Genomic DNA, 26,204 nt, shown 5'->3' with positions numbered 1-26,204 from the left:
TAAAAAAATATTTCCCACTGCTATGGAGGACGATAACTACAAACTTATTTCAAAAAAGAAACCGGCTTATCCCATTACAGATGAGCTTTTAAAATATTTAACTCGTCACGGAAGAACCATTAAAATTCCTATCTATTACGACGATTTATTGCGTTTTCAAGGCTCGGTTTCAGTATTCGATAAAAACGGAAAAGACACTTTGTGGGTGAGCGTTTACTATTCTGAATTTGAAACCGAAGAGATTAATCAAAGTCTGAAAAGAGTTTATTCCATTCTACACTCTGACGGAAGCGACACTATTTTTCCGTACTTAAATATAGATAATATTGATTTTTGCACCTTCGGAAATTCAAAGCCATTTAGAATAAAAGTGCGTAACATTTTGAATGACAACTATCTTTTCTTCTACATTAAAAAAGCCGATGCCTCACGCATCTACGGTTTGGAATTAGAAGATTTACTTTCGCCAAACCACATCAATTTCTTGGTGAGAAAAAACACTTTGATTGAGGAACACATTTCAGGCATTCCTGGTGACGATTTTATAGAAAACCATTTAGACAATTGCTCGCACCGCGATAAAATGGAAATCGCTAAAGAATTTGTAAAATTCAACGAACGCTGTTTTGTACGCTTATTGGGCGATATGCGCTCCTACAATTATGTTATGGTGCTAACCCACGATTTTGACCGAATTCAATATAGAATTCGCGCTATCGATTTTGACCAACAAAGTTATGAGGGGAATGCTAAGGTATATAAGCCTCAATTTTTAAAAGAGAATAACGCGTTGGTAGAAATGACAATGAAGCTGCTGCAGCAAACTTCCATAGATCAGTATATAGGTGAAGAAAGATCGTTATTAGCTAAACGAGCTACAAGCATGAAAAAGAGATTGAAAGGTTTAATGAGTTGCATGAAAAATGACAATATAGCACCACCCGAAAAAATTAAACAATTAAAGATGGATCTTTTTGAATTAACGGGTGATATAAGATTTAAAAAAGCCCGTAATATGGGCGAAGTATTACAAAGCGCGCTAGATTTCGTGATCCGGAATTACAAAAGTGAAAATCCATATATCCTTAGATAGTCTTTAAATAGTTAATTGAAAATGATTCAAAAAACTACATCTAAAATGCTCCTTAAAACTAGAAGCAAAATAAATATTGTAAGTATTATATTATGCACGCATAGTAATTACTATCTTTAAAGCATAATTTCAAATTTAAAAAAACGACTTCCATGAAAATCAAAAAAGTATTGGTTGCCAATCGCGGCGAAATAGCCATACGAGTATTACGTGCGTGTGCAGAAATAAATTTGAAAACGGTTGCCGTTTATACGTACGAAGATCGCTATTCGCAACATCGTTACAAAGCCGATGAATCCTACCAAATAGGTGAAAACGACCAACCTTTAAAACCGTATTTAGACGGTAGTGCCATCATTGCTTTGGCAAAATTGAAGAATGTGGATGCAATCCATCCAGGTTACGGATTTTTATCTGAAAACTCCGAATTTGCACGAAACTGTGCCAAAAATGGAATCATTTTTATTGGTCCAGATCCAAAAGTGATGGATGCCTTAGGAGACAAAATTACAGCGAAAAAGATTGCTGAAAAATGCAATGTTCCCGTTATACAAAGCAACATTAAAAAACTTTCTTCGCTTAAAATTGCACTTTCTGAAGCAGAAATTATTGGCTATCCTGTAATGTTAAAAGCGGCCTCTGGCGGCGGCGGACGCGGCATGCGAATAATCCGCAATGATGACGATTTAAATAATAATTTTGAATCTGCACGTAGTGAGTCGCTTAATGCTTTTGGCGACGACACCATGTTTCTCGAAAAATATGTGGAAGACCCGAAGCACCTGGAAGTACAGATTGTAGCAGATAACCACGGTAACATTCGTCATTTGTTTGAACGCGATTGTTCTGTACAACGCCGACACCAAAAAGTAGTAGAGATTGCTCCTTCTTTTAATGTTTCAGAAAAAGTAAAACAGGAGCTTTACAAATATGCTATAAAGATTGCCGAAGAAGTGAACTACAACAATGTGGGCACCGTGGAATTTTTAGTAGATAAAGAAGACTACGTTTATTTTATTGAAGTTAATCCACGGATTCAAGTAGAACACACGGTAACCGAAATGGTAACTGGAATAGACCTTATAAAAACACAGATTTTTGTTGCTGGCGGCTACAAACTTTCAGACACACAAATAAAAATATACGATCAGGATTCACTGGCAACTTACGGTTTCGCGATGCAGTGTCGTTTAACAACGGAAGATCCCGAAAATAATTTTACGCCAGATTACGGCACAATTACAACCTATAGAAGCGCAGGCGGAATGGGCATTCGGTTGGACGCAGGTAGTATTTATCAATCCTATAGCGTTAGTCCGTTTTTTGATTCTATGCTTGTAAAAGTATCCGCTCACGGACGCACTTTGGACGGCGCCGTTCGGAAAATGTCACGCGCTTTAAGAGAATTTCGAATTCGCGGGGTGAAAACGAATATTCACTTTCTTCAAAATGTAATTCAAAATGAAACATTTAGAGAAGGAAAAGCAACCGTAAATTTTATAGCCAATACACCTTCTTTATTCGATATTAAACTTCCGCAAGATCGTACTTCAAAAATCGTAAATTATTTAGGTGAAGTAATTGTAAACGGCAATCCAGACGTAAAAACGTTCGATAAAAATAAAATTTTCAGAACTCCAAAAGTTCCAAAGTTTGAAGCTGAGATAGAGTTTCCAAAAGGGACAAAAAATTTGCTCACCGAGCTAGGACCAGAGAAATTCTGCCTTTGGCTGAAGGAAGAAAAAAAGATACATTACACAGACACAACCATTCGCGATGCGCACCAATCACTACTTGCCACGCGAATGCGTAGTTACGATATGTTGCAGGCAGCTGAAAGTTTCGCTAAAAACCATCCCAATACTTTTAGTATAGAAATGTGGGGCGGCGCTACTTTTGATGTTTGCCTCCGGTTTTTAAATGAAAGTCCATGGACACGTTTGCGCGAACTTCGCAAATTAATGCCGAATATACTTTTTCAAATGTTGCTTCGCGGGTCCAATGGCGTGGGTTACAAAGCATACCCAGATAATTTAATTGAAAAATTTATTGAGACTTCTTGGGAAAACGGCATCGATATTTTCAGAATATTCGATTCGTTAAACTGGGTAAAAGCTATGGAGCCAAGCATCAATTTTGTTCGAAATAAAACAGGCGGAATTGCACAAGCTGCTATAAGTTACACGGGTGATATTCTCGATCCAAATGAAACAAAATACACCTTAAAATATTACACTCAGCTTGCAAAAGACTTAGAAAATGCCGGCGCGCATATGATCGCCATTAAAGATATGGCTGGTCTTTTAAAGCCTTATGCAGCAGCGGAACTTGTTGCGGCATTAAAAGACACGGTTAAAATTCCGTTGCATTTGCATACGCACGACACTTCTTCCATTCAATCTGCTACTTATTTAAAAGCCATAGAAGCGGGTGTGGACGTGGTAGATGTGGCTTTGGGCGGACTTTCCGGACTTACCTCCCAGCCCAATTTTAATTCTATTGTAGAAATGATGCGCAATCAGCCGCGCGAAAATAAATTCGATATTACTAAATTGAATGAATTTTCTAATTATTGGGAAGACGTGCGGGAAAAGTACTATCCGTTTGAATCTGGCTTAAAAGCCGGAACTGCGGAAGTTTATCAGCACGAAATACCCGGTGGGCAATATTCTAATTTGCGTCCGCAGTCTGAAGCGCTTGGCCTTGGCAACCGTTTTGATGAAGTAAAAAAAATGTACGCTCAGGTAAACAAAATGTTTGGAAACTTGGTAAAAGTTACACCGAGTTCTAAAGTAGTGGGCGATATGGCTATTTTTATGGTTACCAATAACCTTACTCCTGAAGATGTAATGGAACGCGGTGAGGATATTTCTTTCCCAGAATCTGTTATCAATTTCTTTAAGGGCGATTTAGGGCAACCTATGGGCGGTTTTCCGAAGAAATTACAAGCAATCATTTTAAAAAATAACGAAGCTTATACTGAAAGACCAAATGCTCATTTGGAACCGATAGACTTCGATTCAGAATTTAAAGTTTTCAGTAAAAAATTCCAACAAGGGTTTACAAGACCGATTGAGTTTGAAGATTTTCTCTCTTACAGTTTATACCCGCGAGTTTTTGAGCAAGCGCACGAAAAATACAAGCAGTACGGCAACCTTGCCATACTTGCTTCGGAAAACTTTTTCTACGGTATGAAACTTCAGGAAGAGGCTATAGTTGAATTAGAACCTGGAAAATCTATTATTGTAAAACTGCTTTCAGTAGGAATCCCGAATGAAGATGGGGTTCGTATTGTTTTCTTTTCGGTAAACGGTGAAAATCGTTTTGTAGAAATTAAAGACCTATCAATAAAGGTAGAAAAGGAAGTACACGTAAAAATTGATCCGCAAGACACCAATCAATACGGTGCTCCTTTGCAGGGAAGTTTATATAAAATATTGGTGAAAAAAGGACAGGAAGTTAAAAAGAACGACCACCTCTTTATTATTGAAGCCATGAAAATGGAAAGCACGATTACAGCAAATAAAGCCGGAAAAATAAAATCTATTTCTTTAAAACCAGGTACAATGGTAATGAAAGACGACTTGGTGGTGACGGTGGAATGATATTAATTGATCGCTTCAAAATTGAAATTATTCGATTCAGTTTTTATTTATGCGTGAGCTCAAAAAAAATTAAGCCGTAACTTTATGATTAACATTGTTTTGGAATTTTGTAAATTACAACACACTTAATTATTTGGCATGAAGAAGATAATTACGATTCTCGCAATTCTATTTTCTATATTCAGTATAAATGCCCAGGATCCAAACATACTTTGGCAACGAACTATTGGTGGTGGTGATACAGAGGAAATATGGGCTATGCAGGAAACTGACGATGGAGGCGTAGTTCTTGGCGGTCAATCATTTTCAAACATTTCAGGTGAAAAAAGTGAAAATAGCCAAGGAGCATCAGATTTTTGGGTCGTTAAATTAAATTCCTCTGGAGATATAGAATGGCAAAACACGATTGGAGGTAGTGATGAGGAATACCTATATACTTTAGAAAGCACGTTAGACGGAGGCTACATCTTGGGTGGTACATCCCGTTCAGACATTTCGGGAGATAAAACAGAAGATTCAATGGGGCAAGAAGATTATTGGGTCGTGAAAATTGATGCTTCTGGAGAAGTTCAATGGCAAAATACTATTGGAGGTCAAGGTAATGATATATTGACCTCTATTGTTGTAGTTTCGGACGGAACCTACTTGTTAAGCGGACATTCCGACTCTGATATATCTTCAGATAAATCTGAAAATGCTATTGGAGCCACTTTTGATTTCTGGGTAGTTAAAATTGATGCACTTGGAACTATTATTTGGGACAACACTATTGGAGGAACTGGTGACGATAACGCTGGTGCTGCCATACAAGCAACAGATGGGGGCTTTGTGATTGCCGGATTTTCACACTCGAATATATCTGGAGATAAGACTGAAAATTCACAGGGATTATCTGATTATTGGGTCGTAAAATTAGACGCAACTGGAAACATCGAATGGCAAAATACCATTGGAGGGAGTCAATCTGATTTTTGTTACAAAATAATTAAAGATACGGATGGCGGATACATCGTGGCTGGTGATTCCAATTCGGATATATCTGGTGATAAAACTGAAATCAATCAAGGTAATGGAGATTATTGGATATTAAAGCTGGACAGTGTAGGGAACATTGTATGGCAGAACACCATTGGAGGTAACGATGGAGATAGCTGTTTTACAGCAATCCAAATAGGCGATGGTAAATATATGGTCGGCGGGTATTCAGAATCAAATATTGGAGGTGATAAAACAGAAAATTCCAATGGCAATGCTGATTACTGGATTGTTGAACTTGACAATGCTGGAAATATTTCTGACCAGAATACCATAGGCGGAAATTTTTTCGACATATTAATAACATTAGCAATTAATACTAGCGGCGAACTGCTTCTTGGTGGTGGCTCATCTTCTTCTATTTCTGGCGATAAAACGGAGGCTTCACGAGGCGCTGGTGATTTCTGGGTACTAAAATACGCTATACCCTTAAGTCTTGACGAGAATTTATTAACAGATACTATTACTCTATACCCCAACCCAGTGAAAAACAGTTTGTATATTAATACTCAAAACCAACTAATAGATCGCGCAACTATTTATAACGCTACAGGCAGTCAAATTCTGAAACTGGAAATTGATGCCATTTCAACAACTGTAGATGTTTCAAGTCTCAATTCGGGAGTATATTTCCTGCAATTGCATTCAGAAGAAAAAGTAACTTTGAAGAAGTTTGTTAAAGAATAGCCTAACAGTTACTTAAACTTCAGATAAAATTATATTCTCACCCCTTGCTTTTCAAATAAATAAGATTACATTTGCACCCCTCTTAGACAAAATCCGTTTTGTTTTAGGATGAGAAAACAATGAATTATTAACAATTGACAAAAACTAAATGGATACATTAAGTTACAAAACAGTATCTGCCAATAAGGCAACCGTTGTAAAGGAATGGTTACTGGTAGATGCGGACGGGCAAACATTGGGTCGTCTTGCAAGCGAAGTTGCTAAATTACTTCGCGGTAAGCACAAACCAAGTTTCACCCCACACGTAGATTGCGGTGACAACGTAATTATTATTAATGCTAGTAATATAAACCTTACTGGTAACAAATGGGCAGACAAAACTTACATTCGCCACACAGGTTATCCTGGTGGACAACGTAGCCTTACCGCTACAGAAATGTACAAGAAAGACCCTGCAAGGCTTGTTGAAAAAGCTATAAAAGGAATGCTTCCTAAAAACAAATTGGGCGCGGAAATCTTCAGAAACCTTAAGGTTTATGCAGATGCTAACCACGGTCAAGAAGCACAAAAACCTAGAGCTATTAACTTTAACGACAACAAGTAATGGAGACAATTCACAAAATAGGTAGAAGAAAAACCGCTGTTGCACGTGTTTACCTTAAAGAAGGTAAAGGAAACATTACTATCAACAAGCGTGAGTTTGAGAATTACTTTCCTACTGGAACACTTCAGTATAAAGTAAAGCAACCTTTAGTACTTACAGAAAACGAAACTACTTTCGACATTACAGTAAATGTATTTGGTGGTGGTATTACAGGACAAGCAGAAGCTATTCGTCTTGCAATTTCACGCGCTATGTGTACGCTTAATGACGAAAATCGCGGTATCTTGAAACCAGAAGGTTTACTTACAAGAGATCCAAGAATGGTAGAGCGTAAGAAATTCGGACAGAAGAAAGCTCGTAAGAAATTCCAATTCTCTAAACGTTAATATTACTCAACTCTATTGGGTATCTCACTTGGGATACCCAATTACAGTTGAAAAGTTCATAATCATTATTAATTATTAAGCTGTTAACCCGAATACTTCGGGAGTTAGTTTAGCATCTAAACCAAAGTCTGCTTCGGCGGATGGGTTGCTATCCTTTCACAGAACGTAAACTAAAACAAAAATGGCAAAAAAAGTAGAAGTAAAAGACTTACTTGAGGCTGGTGTGCACTTTGGCCACCTAACTCGCAAATGGAACCCGAACATGGCACCGTATATCTATATGGAGCGCAACGGGATTCACATCATCAACCTTTACAAAACCGCTGCAAAAATTAGCGAGGCTAATGAAGCCCTTAAGAAAATTGCAGCCAGTGGACGCAAAATTCTTTTTGTAGCTACCAAAAAACAAGCAAAAGACATCGTTGCCGAAAAAGCAAAGAATGCAAACATGCCTTACATCACTGAAAGATGGCCTGGCGGAATGCTAACTAACTTTGTAACTATCCGTAAAGCCGTTAAGAAAATGGCTTCTATTGATAGAATGAAGCAAGACGGAACTTTCATGACGCTTTCTAAGAAAGAGCGTTTGGCAGTAGATCGTCTTCGTGCTAAATTAGAAAAAAACTTAGGTTCAATTTCTGATATGAGCCGTCTTCCTGCAGCACTTTTTATTGTTGATACAACTCGCGAGCACATTGCAGTTGCTGAAGCATTAAAATTGAAAATTCCAATCTTTGCAATGGTAGATACCAACAGTGACCCACGTGTTATTGATTACGTAATTCCATCTAACGATGATGCTTCAAAATCTATTGAAAGCATTATGGATTTTGTTTCTGAAGCTATCGTTGAAGGACTCTCTGAAAGAAAATCTGGAAAAGACGAAGAAGAAGAAGGTGATGATTCTGGAATGGCTAAAAAAGCTAGAGTTCCTAAAAAAGAAAAAGAAGAGAAAAAAGCTACGGCTGAAGTACCTTCAACAGACGAAGCTGACGTAGAAACAATGAAAGAGGCTAAAGAGCCTGTAAGTCAGAAATCGAAAAAAGAAGTTCTTAACGAAGAAGAATAATAACAGTATTTAAAAATTTAAAAGTCGTTTGGTTCTTTTCTTGTCTGAAAATAAATTGAACGACTTTTTTAATATTAAACCTAAAAACATTTATACCAATGGCAAACATAACAGCCGCAGAAGTAAATAAACTTAGACAAGCTACCGGAGCCGGAATGATGGACTGTAAAAAGGCATTAGTTGAGGCAGAAGGAAACATGGAAGAAGCAATTACTATCCTTCGTAAAAAAGGACAGAAAATTGCAGAAAAAAGAGCAGATCGCGACTCAAGTGAAGGTGTTGCAACTGCAAAAGTGAATAGCGATAACACAAAAGGTGTTGCTATTTCATTAAACTGTGAAACTGACTTTGTTGCTAAAAACGATTCATACGTTGAAATGGCAAACAAATTGGCTGAAGTTGCACTAACTACTTCTTCTAAAGAAGAATTTTTGGCTGCAGATTTCGGTGGAATGACCGTTGCTGAGAAATTAACTGAGCAAACTGGTGTAATCGGTGAGAAAATAGAAATTGGTGGTTTCGAAATTTTAGAAGCTCCATACGTAGGTTCTTATGTACACGTTAACAAAATTGCAGCTTTAACTGGTCTTTCAAAAGCTGTTGATAATGCTGAAGAGTTAACAAAAGATGTTTCGATGCAAGTTGCCTCGATGGGTGCAACTACACTTTCTTACAAAGATTTTGACGCAGAATTTGTAGCTTCAGAAACTGAAGCAAGAATTGCTGTTATTGAAAAAGACAATATTGAATTAGGCCGTTTGGGTAAAACGCTTAAGAATGTACCAAAATATATTTCAAGAGCACAATTAACTCCAGAAATTTTAGCACAAGCTGAAGCAGACGCAAAAGCAGAATTGAAAGCTGAAGGCAAACCAGAACAAATCTGGGATAAAATTCTTCCAGGTAAATTGGAGCGTTTCATTAGCGACAACACTACAATGGACCACGAAAAAGCATTGCTTGATCAAAACTTTATTAAAGACGACAAAAAGAATGTTGCAGATTACGTAAAAACGTATGGCGATGTTGAAGTTGTGAACTTCAAGAGAGTTTCTCTAGCTTAAGCTATTGGGTACTTATAATACAAAAAGAGGCTGATTAATTTCAGCCTCTTTTTTTTGTATCAAATCCTGAATTTATTTTCAACTTTTTTTCTTTCCACCGCATCAATAATTTTCTTTATTTTTGCGCAGTAAAAATCTTCTATGCACTACAAAAGAATTCTTTTAAAACTTTCCGGCGAAGCCTTAATGGGCGATCAACAATATGGTATTGATCCCATTCGAATTAAGGAATACGCCCAAGAAATAAAACAGATTACTGAAAAAGGTGTGGAAGTTGCCATCGTTATTGGCGGCGGAAACATTTTTAGAGGATTATCTGGAGCCAGCAGCGGAATGGATCGCGTGCAAGGAGACCATATGGGAATGCTTGCAACGGTAATCAATGGATTAGCCCTACAGAGTGCTTTAGAAAATGAAGATGTCCCAACACGTCTGCAAAGCGCGATTAACATTAACGAAGTTGCCGAACCTTTTATTCGCAGAAAAGCAATTCGCCATCTGGAAAAAGGTCGCGTAGTAATATTTGGAGGTGGAACTGGAAATCCTTATTTTACAACAGATTCCGCAGCCGTTTTAAGAGCTATTGAAATTGGTGCAGATGTAATTATGAAGGGAACTCGCGTAGATGGAATCTACACCAGCGATCCCGAAAAAGACAAAAAGGCAACAAAATTCGATTTTATTAGTTTTGAAGACGTATTGCAAAAAGGTTTGAAAGTTATGGACACCACTGCTTTCACTCTAAGCCAAGAAAACGAATTACCAATTATCGTTTTTGATATGAATACCAAAGGAAATCTTTTAAAAGTTGTTTCTGGCGAAAAGATTGGAACGAAAGTAAATTTATAAACCCTTAATCCGCTTCGGTGGGATTTTAGGCGTTTTGAGAATAATAGTGAACTTTGAATACTGAATTTTGAATTTTATGGAAGACGAAATAGATTTTATAATTGACGGCGCCAAAGAAGCCATGGACAATGCACTAAAGCATTTAGAAAAAGAATTAGTAAACATTCGTGCCGGAAAAGCTTCTCCATCAATGGTTGGTAGCGTTATGGTAGATTACTACGGAAGCCAAACTCCATTGAGCCAAGTAGCAAATGTAAGCACACCAGACGGGATGACTATTACCATTCAGCCTTGGGAAAAAGGAATGATTCCAGTAATAGAACGTGGAATTCATCTTGCAAACATAGGTTTCAACCCAATGAATAATGGTGAAAGTGTAATCATTAGCGTGCCACCATTAACCGAAGAACGCAGAAAAGATTTGGCCAAGCAAGCTAAAGCTGCTGCCGAAGAAGGCAAAATTGGTGTTCGCAACGACAGAAAAAATGCAAACAACGAAATAAAAGGTTTGGAGATTTCTGAAGATTTAAAGAAAAGACTTGAAGAAGATATTCAAGAAATGACCGACTCTCACATCAAGAAAATTGACGAAATATTGGCCAAGAAGGAGAAGGAAATAATGACTGTATAACACAATTTTCGTTAAACAAAATACAATAGAGCGGCCTAATAGCCGCTTTCTTTTTACTTTTATTCCACTTAAAACCAACTTTTCCGAATGCAAAAAATCCTTTTTCTTGTTTTTTTCAGTGTTGCCTATTACGCTGTTTCACAGGAGCCTGCGATTAAAACTGATAATGATACTATTGCAAATGTTGCAGATAAAAAGGATCACCCCCTTTCATCGGGATATTATCCAATAGGTTTTTTCGACATCGATTTAAAGACCATAATTAAACTCAATAATTATGAAGGCTTACGACTAGGCGTGGGCGGATTAACAAACGACAAACTTTTTGAAAACTATAAACTTGGAGGTTATTATGCCTATGGGTTTAAAGATAAAACTTCTAAATTTAGCTTAGGCGCTAGCGGCCGAGTTAACAGAGAAAAGAAAGCTTGGGTGAGCGTGTATTATGCAGACGATGTAAAGGAAATTGGTACTTACGATTATTTAACCGATGCCCGCGTATATTCTATTTTTGAACCGCGACTCGTAAATATTACCCAATTTTATAAATACCGAAAATGGTACGCCAATATTACCAGCGAACTAACGCCAAAAATGCTGGCGGAGTTTCGTGTGGAGCATAGCAATGTGGAGAATATTGAAAATTATTATTTTATTGACGACGGCGTTCCATACACCGACTATCAATTGGCGGAGGCTACGGTTTCTTTCAGAATAAGTCCGAAGACCAATTTTTTTACTAATGAAGATGGCACCAAAGAATATTTCGACGGTTTTCCGAAGATTAGTGCGCAAATAACGCAGGGCTTTAAAGATGTAGTTGGTAGTGATTTCAGCTATACTAAATTTGGGTTGAAATTGGATTATTTCATAAAACGAACTGATTTATCGTCAACCAATATTCTTTTGGAAGGTTCGCTTGCTACGGGCGATGTGCCGCTTACACACCTGTTTCACTCCTACCCTAACCAGCCAACAAAAGATGAAATTTTACAACGATTCTCGGTAGCTGGGGTTCAAAGTTTTGAAACAATGTATTTTGGTGAATTCTTTTCAGATAAATTGACTACGCTGCAAATAAAACACAGTTTGCGCAGGTTTGATCTCGGCGAAAAATGGAAGCCAGAATTGGTGCTAATTACGCGCCACGCTTTGGGAGATATGGATAATATAGAAAATCATTTCGGGATTCCTTTTAATACGCTGGATAAGCTATATAATGAAACGGGTTTTGAAGTAAACAAAATTCTTTTCGGGTTTGGACTAAGCGGGGCTTACCGTTACGGTTATTACAACCTTCCCAACTTTGCCGATAATATTTCGTTTAAGTTTACATTTTATTTGCAGATATAGACGCAGCTATTTATGTGTTGGATATTGAAATATATATTAATCCGAAACTGTACATAATGTAAAAATGAAAATCTATTCAAAATTATTGACATCGATTCCGAGCATAATGTTTCTTCTGTCCTTATTAGACATGTTAACTATTGAATTAATTTGGAAAACTTTTCCAAGTATGGACGCATATTACACTCAATTTATTTCGATTTATATATTGACAGTGTTATCAAGGATATATTTGATAAGACGACTTTGGAGTTTTAAATTCATTGAAAGAAGCAGACGAATTAATTGGACGTTTTTAATGATATTTATCTTTACCCCAATAACAACACTGTATTATATATGGAATAAAGACGCCCAATTAAATAAAGAGAATAAGCAACTCACCGAAACAACAGATACTGCAATATCATAAAAACACTATGTCCAAAAATAGGCCATATTTCAAAAAATGCCGAGAATTGAACTTCAAACTGAAATAAAAGCCGATAAGAAAGTGGTATTTGACCTTTCTAGAAGTATCGATTTGCATAAAATTTCGACCGAACATACGAATGAACAAGCAATTGCTGGAAAAACAAGCGGGCTAATCGGACTTAATGAAAGTGTGACTTGGAGAGCGAAACACTTCGGGATTTATCAAAATCTGACTTCCAAAATCACGGAATTTGACCGACCAAATTACTTTGCAGACGAAATGGTTAAAGGAGCGTTTAAAGAATTTAGACACGAGCATCATTTTGCAGAATTGAATGGCGGAACATTAATGACGGACTTTTTCGAATATAAATCACCTTTTGGAATTTTAGGAAAATTAGCCGACAAGTTATTTCTCAAAAAATATATGATTGAATTACTAACTAAACGGAATAGAATTGTAAAAGAATTTGCGGAATCTGAAAAGTGGAAAGATTTAATAACTGAATAAAGAATATGACAATGATTGTACAATCTTGGTTTTCCCCTGTTAATGGAAATCTACAAAATCTTTCAAAGCAGTTCGTCTTTTAATAAACCCCATTCCAAAATACCCTTCAAAATAAATCCCCCACTTATCGCAAATAACTACCTTTGCTAATTCTTTAAAAAATTGCTTTGAACAAACTTTTCAGCATTGGGTTTTGGAGCTGGGTGGCCCGTTTTATTTTACGGAACCGTACCTGGATTTTAGTAGTTATTGCAGTCATTACCGTACTGCTCGCACTGCAATGGAAGAATATGCGCTTCACCTATACCGAAGCCAATCTCCTGCCAGACGACCATCCCGTAAATCTTGAGTACGACCAATTTCTTTCGCATTTTGGCGAAGAGGGCAACCTCATTGTAATGGGGGTGAAGGATTCTACCATTTTTACACCTAAGAAATTCGCCGCTTGGAATCAACTTTCTCAAGACATTAACGAATACAACGAGGTAGAACTTACGCTTTCCGTTGGTAATCTGCAAAAGCTCGAAAAGAAAACTGACACCACAGGTTTTGAATTGGTTCCTTTTATAAAAGACTCCATTTTTACAGATGCGAATCTTGCGGCGTACAAAGACGAACTTTTCAACAAGCTACCTTTTTACGACGGACTTATTTACAGTCCGGATAAGCAGAGTATTCGTTCTGCCATTTACCTTAAGAAAGACATTGTAAACACGCCCGCACGAAGAGATTTTGTAGTGGAAGATCTTATTCCGTTAATCAAAAAATTTGAAGAAGATACCGGCGTACAAGTGCACACTTCGGGCATGCCGTACATTCGCACGCTAAATTCGCAAAACATTATTGACGAAATTGGGCTGTTTATTGGTGCGGCGCTTTTTATTACTTCACTTATATTTTTCTTCTTTTTCCGCTCTTGGCGCGCCACGTTTATCTCTATGTTAACCGTGATTATCGGCGTTATGTGGGCCTTCGGGTTTTTAGGATTAATGCATTATGAAATTACAGTGCTTACGGCTTTAATTCCGCCTTTGATAATTGTAATCGGGATCCCGAACTGTATATTTCTCATCAATAAATATCAGCAGGAAATAAAACTGCACGGTAACCAAGCAAAATCTTTACAACGCGTAATAGCCAAAGTTGGTAACGCAACTTTAATGACCAACCTAACAACGGCTTCGGGTTTCGCCACATTTATTTTGGTGAAGAGTGAGCTCTTGAGCGAATTTGGTATTGTAGCTTCCATAAATATTGTCGCTATCTTTTTATTGAGTTTGCTTATCATCCCTATTACGTATAGTTATATGGCGGTGCCGAAAAATAAGCACCTAAAGCATTTAAACAAAACGTGGATAAACGGTTTTGTTAACTGGATTGAACGTATGGTTAAAGAGCGCCGCATTACCATTTATATTGCTGCGGTTGTTTTGTTATGTGCCAGTATTATTGGCATTTTCAATATTAAGATTTCCGGTAGCCTAATTGAAGATATGCCGAAGAACTCTGGTTTCTTTGAAGATATCCGCTTTTTTGAAAAGGAATATGAAGGTATTATGCCTTTAGAAATAATGGTGGATACGAAGAAGAAAAAAGGCGTTATGGGTCTTTCTACCTTAAAACGTATTGACGAATTGCAGGATCACATTAAAGAAATTCCTGAATTTGCGAAACCACTTTCAGTAGTAGAATTGGTGAAATATTCTAAACAAGCTTATTATAACGGCAATCCGGAATATTATCAATTACCAAACAGCCAAGAAAAAACATTTATACTTAGTTACGCTAAAAGCAGCAATACCAACACAAATCTACTAAACAGTTATGTGGACAGCACAGGGCAGTTTGCGCGTATCACTACTTTTATGAAAGATACCGAGCCAGATAGGTTTAAGCGTATTGAAGAAGATTTAAATTCTGAAATTGCTAAAGTTTTCCCGGCAGATCGGTATAATGTTACGGTTACGGGGAAAGCGCTAGTTTTCCAAAAAGGAACCCATTATTTGGTGAACAACTTAATTCTTTCGCTGTCGCTTGCTATTTTCTTGATTGCAATTTTTATGGCGTGGATGTTCCGAAGTTTTAAGATGATTTTAATTTCACTAATTCCAAACTTGCTGCCACTAATTATAACCGCTGGAGTTATGGGCTTTGTGGGTGTTCCTATAAAACCTTCAACTATATTGGTGTTTAGCATCGCATTCGGAATTTCGGTGGACGACACTATTCACTTCCTCGCAAAATACAGGCAGGAATTAATAGCCAACAATTGGAAAATTAAAAAATCGGTTTTTGCGGCTTTACGCGAAACAGCGGTTAGTATGTTTTATACTTCTATCGTGCTTTTCTTTGGGTTTTCTGTGTTTACCATTTCTAGCTTTGGCGGGACTGTAGCTCTGGGTGCCTTGGTATCTATAACGCTACTTTTCGCAATGTTATCTAATTTATTGTTGCTACCCACGCTCCTACTTTCATTAGAAAGAAGTATCGCGAATAAGCAGACGATGAAAAAACCTGCAATCGAGATTTTAACCGATGACAAAGAAGAATTGAATAACCAGTAAGCAGCGGCAGTTTGCAGTCTTTAATAAGATATATTCTCCGTTTGGAATTTGGCGCTTTTCTTTTTTTGAAATTTTTTTAAAAGTATATTTGCTCCCCTTAAAATTAATACTATGCAAAACAAAACTATAGTTGAATTGTTGAAATGCGAACCAAGCCACCACGAAGTAATGGTGCGCGGTTGGGTACGTTCTTTTAGAAGTAACCGCTTTATTGCTTTAAACGATGGATCAACAATTAATACGCTGCAATGCGTAGTAGATTTTGAAAATTTTGATGAAGAGGTTCTTAAAAAAGTAACCGTGGGCGCTGCTATTGAAGTTAGTGGTTTGCTGGTTGAAAGCCAAGGCCAAGGTCAAAATGTAGAAATTCAAGTTTCAAAATTAACCGTTTTAGGCGAAGCGAATCCGGAAGACGTAAAACTTACCATCCTTTCTCCTAAAAGACATTCTTTGGAAACTTTGCGTGAGCAAGCACATTTGCGAATTCGCACCAATACTTTTGGCGCTGTAATGCGCACGCGTTCCAAACTGGCTTTTGCCGTTCATGAATATTTTCAGAAAAACGGGTTTAATTATATGCACTCACCAATTATAACTGGAAGCGATGCTGAAGGTGCTGGTGAAATGTTCCGAGTTTCAAATTTAGATTCAAAAAACCCTCCGCTCGATGAAAGTGGAGAGGTTAATTACAAAGAAGATTTCTTCGAAAAAGAAACCAATCTTACCGTAAGCGGGCAGTTAGAAGCCGAAACCTATGCAATGGCACTTGGGAAAGTTTACACTTTCGGCCCTACTTTTAGAGCCGAAAACTCAAACACTAGCCGCCACTTAGCTGAGTTTTGGATGATCGAGCCAGAGGTTGCTTTTAACGATTTAGCCGATAATATGGATTTGGCAGAAGATTTCATAAAGTACGTTATAAACTATGCTTTGGAAAATTGCGCCGACGATTTAGAATTCCTAGAAAACCGATTATTGGAAGAGGAAAAAAGCAAGCCGCAAGACGAACGCAGCGATATGAAGCTTCGCGAAAAGCTAAGTTTTATTTTGGAAAACAATTTCAAAAGAGTGAGCTATACCGAAGCCATTGATATTTTGAAACGTTCTAAACCAAATCAAAAGAAAAAATTTAAATATTTAATTGAAGAATGGGGTGCCGATCTACAAAGTGAGCACGAGCGATTTTTAGTTGAAAAACACTTTAAATGCCCAGTAATTCTCTTTGATTATCCCGCAAATATCAAGTCGTTTTACATGCGCCTAAACGACGACGGAAATACAGTACGTGCCATGGATGTACTTTTCCCTGGTATTGGTGAAATTGTAGGTGGTTCGCAGCGTGAAGAACGTTACGATGTGCTGTTGGAGAAAATGAAGGTGATGAATATTGACGAAAAAGAATTGTATTGGTATTTAGATCTTCGCAAATTCGGAACGGCTGTACACAGTGGTTTTGGATTAGGTTTTGAACGTTTGGTTCAGTTTACAACAGGAATGGGTAACATTCGCGATGTAATTCCTTATCCAAGAACTCCGGGCAACGCAGAATTTTAAATATGTTGGGTGCTTACTTCTATCACTAGTCTTAAAGCATCCGTCTTCTTCATAACTTTATATTAAAACTGGCTACTTCACTATTTTAGTAGCTGGTTTTTTTTAACTTTATCTGGTAGTAATTATACCTATGTTAAAGCAACAATTAAATTTTAAACTTTCCCAAAAATTATCGCCTCAGCAGATACAGTTGATGAAGATGATTCAACTCCCTACGCAAGCTTTTGAGCAGCGTATATCTCAGGAATTAGAGGAAAATCCAGCATTGGAAGGCGGAAAAGAGGAAAGTGATGACTTTGATGATGAATTTAAAAACGATGAGTACGACGACGATTATGATGAAGGCAACGAAGTAATTGAAACCGACATTAACGTCGACGATTATTTAAGCGATGACGAAGTGCCAAGCTATAAACTTTCGGCAAATAATTACAGCGCAGACGATGAGGAACGGCAAATGCCTTACGCGGCCGGAACTTCATTTACGCAGTATTTAATGCAGCAATTAAATACGTATCGCCTAACGGAAGAAGAAAAAGAAATTGCACAATTTTTGGTGGGTAGTGTAGATGAAAGCGGCTACATACGTCGCGAGCTTCAAGATATTGTAGATGATTTAGCCTTCACGCAGAATGTTTATACTTCCGAAGATAAGGTTGAAAAAGTACTGAAAATAGTTCAGGAATTAGACCCTGCTGGTGTGGCGGCGCGTGATTTACAAGAATGCTTATTAATTCAATTAGAGCGAAAAGAACACAAGCATTCCGTTGCTTTGGCGATTGATATTATTGATGAGTCTTTTGACCATTTCAGCAAAAAACATTACAAAAAACTTATTCAGAAGCTTGATATTACCGAAGACCAGCTTCGAGATGCTATTCACGAAATTGAAAGCTTAAACCCAAAACCTGGCGGAACTTATTCCGGTAATAATAGAATTGTGGAACACGTAGTACCCGATTTTGCAATTAAGATTGTGGACGGCGAATTGGATCTTACCTTAAATGGAAGAAACGCACCAGAGCTTCACGTGAGTCACGATTACACTAATATGCTAAAAGGCTACAAAGAGTCTAAAGAAAAGTCTAAGGCGCAAAAGGACGCTGTAATGTTCATTAAACAGAAGCTAGACGCAGCCAAATGGTTTATAGATGCCATTAAACAACGCCAGCAAACGCTTTTTGTAACTATGAACTCCATAATGCATCATCAAGAGGAATATTTTTTGAGTGGCGATGAGCGCAAGCTAAAGCCTATGATATTAAAAGATATTGCAGATAAAATACATATGGATGTCTCCACAGTTTCACGTGTTGCAAATAGTAAATATGTAGACACGCCATACGGAACAAAGTTGATAAAGGAGTTTTTCAGCGAATCGATGAAAAATGACCAAGGCGAAGATGTATCTACTAAAGAAATTAAGAAAATTCTAGAAATAACTATTTCCGAAGAGAATAAGAGAAAACCACTTACAGACGATAAACTAGCTAAAATGCTACTTGAAAAAGGGTATCCGATAGCACGGCGTACCATTGCTAAATACCGCGAACAATTGGATTTGCCAGTGGCGCGATTACGAAAGGAGATTTAATGAGAATTTTTCTAAAAGCAGCTTCGTATATTTTTCATCCATTGCTGATGCCGCTCATGGGCACCGTACTTTATTTTATTGTTACTCCACGATATTTGGAACCTCAGTTAATGCGTGCCAATCTTTTCGGCATCGCTATTATTACCCTTTTTATACCAATTGTTGTTTTCTTTCTTCTGAAAAATTTAGGCGTAGTAGACACCATTTATTTAAAAGATGTAAAAGAGCGAAAATTCCCATTAATGATTCAGTGCATCCTACTGCTACTTATCATTAAAATGATATTTGATCCTTATGATGATCCTGAACTTTATTACTTCTTTGTTGGCTTGCTTTTTTCTGCCTTTAGTGCGCTTGTAATGGTGCTTTTTAAGATGAAAGTAAGTTTACACCAAATGGGAGTAGCGGGTATTTTAATGTTTCTTGTTGGCTTGAGCGCTCACTTTAAAATAAATCTTTTGGTAACTATAAGTTTCTTTTTATTTGTGAATGGCTGGGTTGCTTCATCTCGCTTAAATAGTGATGCGCATACGTATCCCGAACTCGGAATAGGATTTTTGTTGGGAGTTATTCCGCAATTGATTTTATTCAATCTTTGGTTATAGAATATAGAAAAGTAAACCCACTTTTAAAGTTTTAAAATCTACACTTTCTCCATCTATGGTTTCAGCATTCTTGAAAAAGGGATTTATACTATAGGAAGCAAAAAAATTAAAAGTATTATACCCCAAGCTGACCGTAGCAGAAAGTCTCACGGGGTCGAATTCTGGAATCTTCGTTTGAGTAACCGAGTTTCCCGTCTGTTTGAAAGTTGATTTGTACCAATATGCATATCCCACTCTAAAACCAGTGTACACTCTCCAAAACTTATAGCTAGACGCAGTTGATGTTCGCCATCTAAACTCTATAGGAGCTTCTATAACCGCCATATTAAAGCGATTTCGTGTATATTCTACGTTATCATCTAAAATTCTAAAGATGGTTTCGTCGGTCTCCGTTTCACCTATAAAAAGATTTTGTCCAAATTGGTCCAATGCAATACCGGCACCGATGGCAATAGCCAAGTTTCGACGTTTATTGATTGGCATATCTCTTAAAAATCCAAACTGAACTCCTCCAGAAAGACCACGAATAGTTCCGCCAGATGGAAGCCCTAAAGGAACATTATAGGTTACACCAATATAAAATTGGTCTTCACGATATAATGAATCCACACTCGCGGGAGGAATAGTATCCTGAGCTATAGTTTGAAAAGAAACTAGAACCAGAAAGGAAGTAAAAATATATTGAAGTGCTCTCCGCATAATGACCAAAGATAAATGTATTTTCAAGAATATGGGATACAAAAAAACGCCTTGAATCGAAATACGACACAAGGCGTTTATAAAATTAAGTCGATTAACTTATTGGCCTACTTCATTTCCAGGAGTAGTAATATAAATAAGTTTTAACATATTTAAATCACGTAATTCCTGTTTAATATCCGTAACCATACCAGTATTTGTTTTCTCATCAACTTTAAGTGCTACCATTACTTTATCCTGAAGTTCAGGAAGTAGTTTTTGGCGTGCTTCGGTTAATGCGAATTTAATATTGGTTATATCTGTGTATTTATCGCCAATCTGGATTTTAGCCTCAGAACCATATTTATCTTGGTATCTAGAGCTTGGTTTTCCAGCATATATATAAACAGATCGATCTTTTTTCAATTTTTCAACCTGATCTGCTTTTGGCAATTTATTCTGAACAAGCAAATTGTCATCACGCAATACTGTTACCACCATAAAAAAGAATAATAACATAAAGACGATATCTGGCAGAGACGCTGTGTTTACTGCAGGTAATTCGTTACTTTTTTTCTTTCTAAACTTTGACATAGTTGTATTATTATTGTCCAGATTTCTTTGGTTCTGCTTCTGAAAGTTTCAATGGAAAGAGTTTTTGAATATTCTCTAATTTCTCTTGAGTTGCCTCTAAATTCCCTTTAAAACTTCCTTCATCTATGGATTTACTCATTTCGGTAAATTTCCATCCGTAAAGCCTTTCAGCCTCCCTATCTCTCAGAAAATTGTATGCAGCTACCAATTCATTTTGAACGGCAATGTACATTTTATAAGAAGTAAGTCTGTCATTTTGAACAGAGATTACTGCCTTATCTGGGTTATCTGATGAATCTGGATTACGTTGTCCTTTGCAATAATTGCAATATTCTGGGCTGCCTGAAGCTGCTCCACCATTATCAAGAAAAGTGATTGCTGCTTGACGAAGATCTTTAAGCTCCATCAATTTTTCTTCAACTAATAATTGATCGTTCCTGTTTACGTTTACAATAAAGAGGTTCTTTTCTTTAATTTTTGGCGGGTCAACAACATCTTCCTTAGGTGGTAGCTGTCTCGCGATTCCTTTATCCTTTTCAATGGTAGTTGTTACCAAGAAAAAGATAAGTAATAGGAAAGCGATGTCAGCCATCGACCCTGCATTTACTTCGGGTGTTGCTCTTCTTGCCATTATTTTGCTACTTTTTTGATTCCGCTGAAAACCATTGAGCCAACAGCGATTACAGCTAATATGTAAAAGGTGTATAATCCTGTACCAACCCATTTAGATCCGCTTTCAGAAAGCATTTCGCCTTCTTGCATTGCCATTGGATTTGAATCTGCTAAAACGTAAGAGATTACTACTATAAGTACAAAAGCTCCTACAGAGATAAGCGTATTTTTAAGGTTTCCTGCGAAAATTCCTTTTAAAACAAAGAAGAGAACAAACACAAGCGTAATTGCAAATGTAATGTAAGCAACATACAAGAAACCATCAACTCCTTCGCCAGTTGCTGTTACGGCCACATCACCTTTGGTGATGATCATTGCAAGAAAAATGGTTCCTGCAACGCCTAGAAGCAACGCTACTATTTTTAATATTTTATGTAATGCCATCTTGTGGTTTGTTTAGATTTTGTTTTTTGTTTTGTAGTCGAACAACATGTCGATCAAGGTAATGGAAGCATCTTCCATACTGTTAACGATACTATCGATCTTAGCGATAATATAATTATAAAAAATTTGAAGTATAATAGCCACGATCAAACCAAATACGGTTGTTAAAAGTGCAACTTTAATACCACCTGCCACAAGTGAAGGGTTCATATCACCCGCCGCCTGAATTTTATCGAAGGCAATAATCATCCCGATTACCGTACCCATGAAACCAAGCATTGGCGCAAGAGCGATAAATAGAGAGATCCAAGAAACATTCTTCTCAAGTTGACCCATTTGAACACCACCGTAGGCAACAACTGCTTTTTCAGCAATGTCAATACCTTCGTGGGCGCGGTCTAAACCTTGATAATAGATTGAGGCAACTGGGCCTTTAGTGTTTCTGCACACTTCTTTAGCAGCTTCAATTCCGCCACTGTTTAAAGCGTCTTCAACTTCTTGTGCTAGTTTTTGAGTGTTTGTAGTAGAAAGGTTAAGGAAGATAATTCTTTCAATAGCAATTGCCAATCCAAGAATTAAACACAATAATACGATCCCCATAAATCCAGGACCACCTTCTACAAAACGCTCTTTTAACTCTTGGTGGAATCCTTTATCAGGTTCCGCTGCTGGGGCCGTTTCATCTTGAATAAAGGAAACTGTGGCTGCTGTTACCAAAGCTTGTGAACTAGTTGGCATTGTCTGCGCTGTTGTAGCGTTCGCGTTTAATGTGCCTACAAATACCATTGAGGCAACCGCCATAATAGAAAATAATTTTTTCATTGCTATCGACTTAAAGTTTGTTTTTAGTTAAAGGTTTAAAGATATAAAATAATTTAGTTAATCTGCAAGAATATTAATTTGTATGAAAAGGATGACCTATTTCGTTTTAAAACCGCTACAGGAAGATCTTTTACTTTCAAATTAATTAAGAACTTATACATTTCCATCGGGACTAGCACTAAGACGCTTATCTTAAAATACTATGCTGAAAATACATTTTACTATATAATGACAAAGATTAATTTTTCTCTCCCAAAAAGTATTTGCAGAGAGGAAGGGATTCGAACCCTCGATACGCTTTTGGCGTATACACGCTTTCCAGGCGTGCGCCTTCGACCGCTCGGCCACCTCTCTAAATTTTATTACCTCCGTTCGTCGTCTACTGCGGAAGCACAAATATATTTCAAATATTCTGGGAAAATACCGCCCTTAAAAACTGGGAAAGGCATCTAGCTCGAAACGAGTGCCAAATATCAAAAAAAAAACAACGCAATAAAATAATTTAAGAGGTTAATTTATAGCATTTCTCCGCGCAAAGAGGTTTCAAATATGGTTTTGAAGCTGTTAGCCGAAATATTCTGCCCTAATAAATACATAAGTTTTGCCAATGCTGCTTCGGTAGTGCTATCTTTTCCGCTAATTACACCTATTTTTTTAAGTTCTGTACTAGTTTCATAAAGCCCCATATTAACACTTCCACCCGAACACTGGGTGACATTTATAACAGGAATCCCCTTTTTTATCACAGCTTTTAGCGGATTTAGAAACCAATCGGCATTAGTAATGTTACCTGCACCGTAGGTTTCCAGCACCAATCCTTTCATTTCTGGATAATCAAAAAGATATTTAATTGTAGCTTCATCAATTCCGGGAAACATTTTCACCAAAAGGATATTGCTTTCCAAGATTTTATGAACTTTCAGTTTCTTTCTTCTATTTGGCCTATAAAGCGCTTCATTATTAACTACTAAATGAACCCCACTCTGTACTAGTTCTGGGTAATTAAGTGATGCGAAAGCTTCAAAATGTTCCGCATTTATTTTTGTGGTTCTATTAGCGCGGTATAATTTGTATTCAAAATAAAGACAAACTTCAGCAATTTTTGAAACTCCTTTTTCCTGAAGCGAAGCAATTTGAATGGAGGTTATTAAATTTTCCTTTGCATCTGTGCGTAAGTCCCCAATTGGTAGTTGCGAGCCAGTAAAGACCACAGGCTTTCCCAAATTTTCTAACATAAAACTTAATGCTGAAGCGGTATAAGACATTGTATCACTACCGTGCAACACAACAAATCCATCCATTTCGTCATAATGCGCTTCTATAATAGTAGCAATGTCCACCCAATATTTCGGACTCATGTTGGAACTATCGATTGGTTTTTCGAATGTAGTGGTGGTAATATTACAATCCAATAGTTTGAGTTCGGGAATATGGTTCAGCAATTCATTAAAATTGAAATTGCGAAGCGCGCCAGTTTCAAAGTCCTTTATCATCCCGATGGTTCCGCCGGTATATATAAGGAGTATGTTGGGGTTAGTTTTCATTTTGGCACTTTTTTATAGTAATTTATTGCAAATTCTGGGGGTGTTCCTCAATAATACTTATCATTTAATTTTTTCAAAAATAACTTAAAAATTGCGGCTTAACGCATTGGTTAAACAAAAACCCAAAAGCACCAACCAAAAAGGCCAGCGCTTCAATTATATTAAATTTAAAAGTGAAAATTGTATTATAGAATAGTAATATTAATTATTATGAAGTCGTCTAAACCAGATTTAAATTTCAATTCATAATCGCCCGGAGTGGAAGCGCTAAAATTATAGGTCGCCGATATTCTGTCTATAGACTGTGTACAGGCGCGACACTCATATTCAGCATTTACAACAATGGTTTGCGAGTTTCCGTTGCTGGTTACTTCAAACTCATTAAAAATACCACAACCATTCATAACAAAAAAGGTAACTTCTATTGGAATGGTCTCTCCAACATTGCCAGTGTCTGGAGCGTTTACACTATCAACGTAAGCCGTCTCGAAGGTTGACCCACAGTCATCTTGGTCATCATCATTATTACAGCTAATTAATGATGAAAAAATTACTAATACGAATAAATAATATTTCATTGCTTTATGTTTTTAAAAGTTAGAGCCTAATATTAAATCTTAAAAATATCCTTAGAATTCTCAGTAGTAACCCGAGCTATTACTTCTTCCGAAACATTGTAAATCTCAGAAAGCTTCTTGCAAACAAACGCTAAAAAACTGCTTTCATTGCGCTTACCGCGAAAAGGTGCCGGAGCAAGATAGGGCGAATCGGTTTCCAGAACGATTTTCTTTAACGGAATCTGGTTCAGAAAAGTATCAATTTTTCCGTTCTTAAAAGTAACCACGCCGCCAATGCCTAGTTTCATATTATATGAAATTGCTTTATGCGCCTGTTCCAAAGTACCCGTAAAACAGTGAAATATTCCGAAGAGATCATCGCTTTTTTCTGTTTCTAAAACTTCAAAAATTTCATCAAAAGCATCACGACAATGTATCACGATAGGTAATTTGTACTTTTTCGCTAACTGAATTTGTCTTTTGAAAGCTGTTTTTTGAATGCCCAAAGTAGAAGTATCCCAGTAAAGATCTATGCCAATTTCACCAACAGCGTAAAAACTTCTGCTTTTGAATTGTGCCTCCACGTGAGCCAATTCTTCTTCAAAATTTTCTTTTACCGAGGTTGGATGTAAGCCCATCATTAAAAAAACGTTCTCGGGATATTCCTTTTCCAAAGCATACATAGCTTCGGTATATCCAGAATCGATGGCAGGAATAAAAAAGCGTTTTACGTCTGCTTCAAAGGCGCGACGCATCATTTTATGACGGTCGTCTGCAAAAGCATCGCTGTATAAATGGGTGTGCGTATCTGTTAACATAGCACAAAGCTACTTATTTTGTTTGCTATCTTTGCACAAAAAAATTAATGCAATTACGCAAATTTATTGAAACGGAGGGTTTTTACCGTGTTCCATTAAAAAGTCTTGCCACGGGACACTATCTGTTTTCCGCAAAAATCAATGGTGTTTCAGGTAATTTTATTTTAGATACGGGCGCTTCTACAAGCTGTGTTGGCTTGATTGATAGCGCACATTTTTTGTTGGTTAGCGAAGAAAGCCTCATAAAAGCCGCTGGAGCCGGCGCCACAAATATGGAAACCATGCTTTCTCGCAGAAATAAATTCAAAATAAAAAATTGGAGCATCAAAAATATGGACTTTGTGCTTTTTGATCTTTCGCACGTAAATGAGGCACTTCAACAAGCTAATGAAGGCCCAATTCACGGAATAATTGGCGCCGACTTTTTAAAAGAACACAGAGCGATAATAGATTATGGTAGAAATTGTTTTTATATTAAATAGAAGGATCCCTCGTGATGCGTTTATTTCCAATAATT

Annotated in this window: 24 protein-coding genes and 1 tRNA gene; 16 read left to right on the top strand and 9 right to left on the bottom strand. The window is 37.1% G+C overall.

The features are described 5' to 3' along the window. Window positions 1-22: 22 nt before the first annotated feature. The 15 genes from AC3RVG_RS06445 (at window position 23) to AC3RVG_RS06375 (ending at window position 19,618) form a co-directional block, all read left to right on the top strand. Window positions 23-1,093 carry a hypothetical protein gene (locus AC3RVG_RS06445; RefSeq protein WP_489690615.1) on the top strand — a complete coding sequence of 357 codons (1,071 nt, stop codon included), beginning with the start codon at window positions 23-25 and terminating at the stop codon, window positions 1,091-1,093. A gap of 152 nt (window positions 1,094-1,245) precedes the next feature. Further along, the gene (locus AC3RVG_RS06440) at window positions 1,246-4,698 is read left to right on the top strand and encodes a pyruvate carboxylase (RefSeq protein WP_489690614.1); all 3,453 of its coding nucleotides are present in this window, start codon (window positions 1,246-1,248) and stop codon (window positions 4,696-4,698) included. 138 nt (window positions 4,699-4,836) lie between these two features. Continuing rightward, the gene (locus AC3RVG_RS06435; protein WP_489690613.1) at window positions 4,837-6,420 is read left to right on the top strand and encodes a T9SS type A sorting domain-containing protein; all 1,584 of its coding nucleotides are present in this window, start codon (window positions 4,837-4,839) and stop codon (window positions 6,418-6,420) included. Between the two features lie 148 nt (window positions 6,421-6,568). Next, window positions 6,569-7,024, top strand: a complete 456-nt coding sequence (gene rplM, locus AC3RVG_RS06430) for a 50S ribosomal protein L13 (protein ID WP_489690612.1) — start codon at window positions 6,569-6,571, stop codon at window positions 7,022-7,024. Continuing rightward, the gene (rpsI, locus tag AC3RVG_RS06425; protein ID WP_014781730.1) at window positions 7,024-7,410 is read left to right on the top strand and encodes a 30S ribosomal protein S9; all 387 of its coding nucleotides are present in this window, start codon (window positions 7,024-7,026) and stop codon (window positions 7,408-7,410) included. Before rplM ends, rpsI begins: the two co-directional genes overlap by 1 nt. A 181-nt stretch (window positions 7,411-7,591) precedes the next feature. After that, entirely contained in the window at window positions 7,592-8,479 is an 888-nt protein-coding gene (gene rpsB, locus AC3RVG_RS06420) for a 30S ribosomal protein S2 (RefSeq protein WP_489690611.1), read from the top strand. Between the two features lie 98 nt (window positions 8,480-8,577). Continuing rightward, window positions 8,578-9,543, top strand: coding sequence for a translation elongation factor Ts (gene tsf, locus AC3RVG_RS06415; protein ID WP_489690610.1), 966 nt, complete (start codon window positions 8,578-8,580; stop codon window positions 9,541-9,543). A gap of 141 nt (window positions 9,544-9,684) precedes the next feature. Continuing rightward, window positions 9,685-10,392 (top strand): UMP kinase, encoded by a 708-nt coding sequence (gene pyrH, locus AC3RVG_RS06410; protein WP_489690609.1) that lies wholly within the window; start codon window positions 9,685-9,687, stop codon window positions 10,390-10,392. Window positions 10,393-10,468: 76 nt separating this feature from the next. After that, complete coding sequence (frr, locus tag AC3RVG_RS06405) at window positions 10,469-11,023, top strand: ribosome recycling factor (RefSeq protein ID WP_489690608.1); 555 nt, start codon at window positions 10,469-10,471, stop codon at window positions 11,021-11,023. A gap of 87 nt (window positions 11,024-11,110) precedes the next feature. After that, on the top strand, window positions 11,111-12,376 hold the full coding sequence (locus AC3RVG_RS06400; protein WP_489690607.1) for a hypothetical protein: 1,266 nt from the start codon (window positions 11,111-11,113) through the stop codon (window positions 12,374-12,376). Between the two features lie 448 nt (window positions 12,377-12,824). Continuing rightward, entirely contained in the window at window positions 12,825-13,301 is a 477-nt protein-coding gene (locus AC3RVG_RS06395; RefSeq protein ID WP_489690606.1) for an SRPBCC family protein, read from the top strand. A gap of 167 nt (window positions 13,302-13,468) precedes the next feature. Then, a complete protein-coding gene (locus AC3RVG_RS06390) occupies window positions 13,469-15,865 on the top strand; it encodes an efflux RND transporter permease subunit (RefSeq protein WP_489690605.1) in 2,397 nt (798 codons plus the stop codon). A 111-nt stretch (window positions 15,866-15,976) separates the two neighbouring features. Then, on the top strand, window positions 15,977-17,419 hold the full coding sequence (asnS, locus tag AC3RVG_RS06385; protein WP_489690604.1) for an asparagine--tRNA ligase: 1,443 nt from the start codon (window positions 15,977-15,979) through the stop codon (window positions 17,417-17,419). Window positions 17,420-17,549: 130 nt separating this feature from the next. Further along, window positions 17,550-19,013, top strand: coding sequence for an RNA polymerase factor sigma-54 (rpoN, locus tag AC3RVG_RS06380; RefSeq protein WP_489690603.1), 1,464 nt, complete (start codon window positions 17,550-17,552; stop codon window positions 19,011-19,013). After that, entirely contained in the window at window positions 19,013-19,618 is a 606-nt protein-coding gene (locus AC3RVG_RS06375; protein WP_489690602.1) for a hypothetical protein, read from the top strand. Before rpoN ends, AC3RVG_RS06375 begins: the two co-directional genes overlap by 1 nt. Here the strand turns inward: AC3RVG_RS06375 and AC3RVG_RS06370 are convergent. The 9 genes from AC3RVG_RS06370 to AC3RVG_RS06330 all read right to left on the bottom strand — a co-directional run bounded on the left by AC3RVG_RS06370 (window position 19,613) and on the right by AC3RVG_RS06330 (window position 25,687). Next, window positions 19,613-20,317 carry an outer membrane beta-barrel protein gene (locus tag AC3RVG_RS06370; protein WP_489690601.1) on the bottom strand — a complete coding sequence of 235 codons (705 nt, stop codon included), beginning with the start codon at window positions 20,315-20,317 and terminating at the stop codon, window positions 19,613-19,615. The genes AC3RVG_RS06375 and AC3RVG_RS06370 overlap by 6 nt on opposite strands. A 99-nt stretch (window positions 20,318-20,416) precedes the next feature. Next, window positions 20,417-20,890 (bottom strand): ExbD/TolR family protein, encoded by a 474-nt coding sequence (locus tag AC3RVG_RS06365; RefSeq protein ID WP_489690600.1) that lies wholly within the window; start codon window positions 20,888-20,890, stop codon window positions 20,417-20,419. Between the two features lie 10 nt (window positions 20,891-20,900). Then, a complete protein-coding gene (locus AC3RVG_RS06360; protein ID WP_489690599.1) occupies window positions 20,901-21,521 on the bottom strand; it encodes an ExbD/TolR family protein in 621 nt (206 codons plus the stop codon). After that, a complete protein-coding gene (locus AC3RVG_RS06355; RefSeq protein ID WP_489690598.1) occupies window positions 21,521-21,946 on the bottom strand; it encodes a hypothetical protein in 426 nt (141 codons plus the stop codon). Before AC3RVG_RS06355 ends, AC3RVG_RS06360 begins: the two co-directional genes overlap by 1 nt. A gap of 12 nt (window positions 21,947-21,958) precedes the next feature. Next, complete coding sequence (locus AC3RVG_RS06350; RefSeq protein ID WP_489690597.1) at window positions 21,959-22,768, bottom strand: MotA/TolQ/ExbB proton channel family protein; 810 nt, start codon at window positions 22,766-22,768, stop codon at window positions 21,959-21,961. Between the two features lie 266 nt (window positions 22,769-23,034). Continuing rightward, a tRNA-Ser gene (locus tag AC3RVG_RS06345) sits at window positions 23,035-23,122 on the bottom strand. Window positions 23,123-23,283: 161 nt separating this feature from the next. Continuing rightward, window positions 23,284-24,312, bottom strand: a complete 1,029-nt coding sequence (locus AC3RVG_RS06340; RefSeq protein WP_489690596.1) for an asparaginase — start codon at window positions 24,310-24,312, stop codon at window positions 23,284-23,286. 185 nt (window positions 24,313-24,497) lie between these two features. After that, the gene (locus AC3RVG_RS06335) at window positions 24,498-24,890 is read right to left on the bottom strand and encodes a hypothetical protein (RefSeq protein ID WP_489690595.1); all 393 of its coding nucleotides are present in this window, start codon (window positions 24,888-24,890) and stop codon (window positions 24,498-24,500) included. Window positions 24,891-24,922: 32 nt separating this feature from the next. Next, on the bottom strand, window positions 24,923-25,687 hold the full coding sequence (locus AC3RVG_RS06330) for a TatD family hydrolase (protein ID WP_489690594.1): 765 nt from the start codon (window positions 25,685-25,687) through the stop codon (window positions 24,923-24,925). Window positions 25,688-25,734: 47 nt separating this feature from the next. Here AC3RVG_RS06330 and AC3RVG_RS06325 point away from each other — a divergent pair, with 47 nt between their 5' ends. Then, window positions 25,735-26,169 carry a retropepsin-like aspartic protease family protein gene (locus AC3RVG_RS06325; protein WP_489690593.1) on the top strand — a complete coding sequence of 145 codons (435 nt, stop codon included), beginning with the start codon at window positions 25,735-25,737 and terminating at the stop codon, window positions 26,167-26,169. Window positions 26,170-26,204 lie beyond the last annotated feature (35 nt).

It is taken from the genome of Aequorivita sp. IT1282 (assembly GCF_058068205.1).
This window is presented reverse-complemented; position numbering and strand designations above follow the sequence as displayed.

Bases quoted from the DNA above. Each gene is read 5' to 3' on its own strand.
- AC3RVG_RS06435 (WP_489690613.1), top strand. From the start codon at position 4,837: ATGAAGAAGATAATTACGATTCTCGCAATTCTATTTTCTATATTCAGT.
- AC3RVG_RS06340 (WP_489690596.1), bottom strand. From the start codon at position 24,312: ATGAAAACTAACCCCAACATACTCCTTATATATACCGGCGGAACCATC.
- pyrH (WP_489690609.1), top strand. From the start codon at position 9,685: ATGCACTACAAAAGAATTCTTTTAAAACTTTCCGGCGAAGCCTTAATG.
- rpsB (WP_489690611.1), top strand. From the start codon at position 7,592: ATGGCAAAAAAAGTAGAAGTAAAAGACTTACTTGAGGCTGGTGTGCAC.
- rpoN (WP_489690603.1), top strand. From the start codon at position 17,550: ATGTTAAAGCAACAATTAAATTTTAAACTTTCCCAAAAATTATCGCCT.
- asnS (WP_489690604.1), top strand. From the start codon at position 15,977: ATGCAAAACAAAACTATAGTTGAATTGTTGAAATGCGAACCAAGCCAC.
- AC3RVG_RS06445 (WP_489690615.1), top strand. From the start codon at position 23: ATGGAGGACGATAACTACAAACTTATTTCAAAAAAGAAACCGGCTTAT.
- AC3RVG_RS06375 (WP_489690602.1), top strand. From the start codon at position 19,013: ATGAGAATTTTTCTAAAAGCAGCTTCGTATATTTTTCATCCATTGCTG.
- AC3RVG_RS06365 (WP_489690600.1), bottom strand. From the start codon at position 20,890: ATGTCAAAGTTTAGAAAGAAAAAAAGTAACGAATTACCTGCAGTAAAC.
- AC3RVG_RS06330 (WP_489690594.1), bottom strand. From the start codon at position 25,687: ATGTTAACAGATACGCACACCCATTTATACAGCGATGCTTTTGCAGAC.
- AC3RVG_RS06360 (WP_489690599.1), bottom strand. From the start codon at position 21,521: ATGGCAAGAAGAGCAACACCCGAAGTAAATGCAGGGTCGATGGCTGAC.
- frr (WP_489690608.1), top strand. From the start codon at position 10,469: ATGGAAGACGAAATAGATTTTATAATTGACGGCGCCAAAGAAGCCATG.
- AC3RVG_RS06440 (WP_489690614.1), top strand. From the start codon at position 1,246: ATGAAAATCAAAAAAGTATTGGTTGCCAATCGCGGCGAAATAGCCATA.
- AC3RVG_RS06335 (WP_489690595.1), bottom strand. From the start codon at position 24,890: ATGAAATATTATTTATTCGTATTAGTAATTTTTTCATCATTAATTAGC.
- AC3RVG_RS06350 (WP_489690597.1), bottom strand. From the start codon at position 22,768: ATGAAAAAATTATTTTCTATTATGGCGGTTGCCTCAATGGTATTTGTA.
- AC3RVG_RS06395 (WP_489690606.1), top strand. From the start codon at position 12,825: ATGCCGAGAATTGAACTTCAAACTGAAATAAAAGCCGATAAGAAAGTG.
- rplM (WP_489690612.1), top strand. From the start codon at position 6,569: ATGGATACATTAAGTTACAAAACAGTATCTGCCAATAAGGCAACCGTT.
- rpsI (WP_014781730.1), top strand. From the start codon at position 7,024: ATGGAGACAATTCACAAAATAGGTAGAAGAAAAACCGCTGTTGCACGT.
- tsf (WP_489690610.1), top strand. From the start codon at position 8,578: ATGGCAAACATAACAGCCGCAGAAGTAAATAAACTTAGACAAGCTACC.
- AC3RVG_RS06325 (WP_489690593.1), top strand. From the start codon at position 25,735: ATGCAATTACGCAAATTTATTGAAACGGAGGGTTTTTACCGTGTTCCA.
- AC3RVG_RS06355 (WP_489690598.1), bottom strand. From the start codon at position 21,946: ATGGCATTACATAAAATATTAAAAATAGTAGCGTTGCTTCTAGGCGTT.
- AC3RVG_RS06370 (WP_489690601.1), bottom strand. From the start codon at position 20,317: ATGCGGAGAGCACTTCAATATATTTTTACTTCCTTTCTGGTTCTAGTT.
- AC3RVG_RS06400 (WP_489690607.1), top strand. From the start codon at position 11,111: ATGCAAAAAATCCTTTTTCTTGTTTTTTTCAGTGTTGCCTATTACGCT.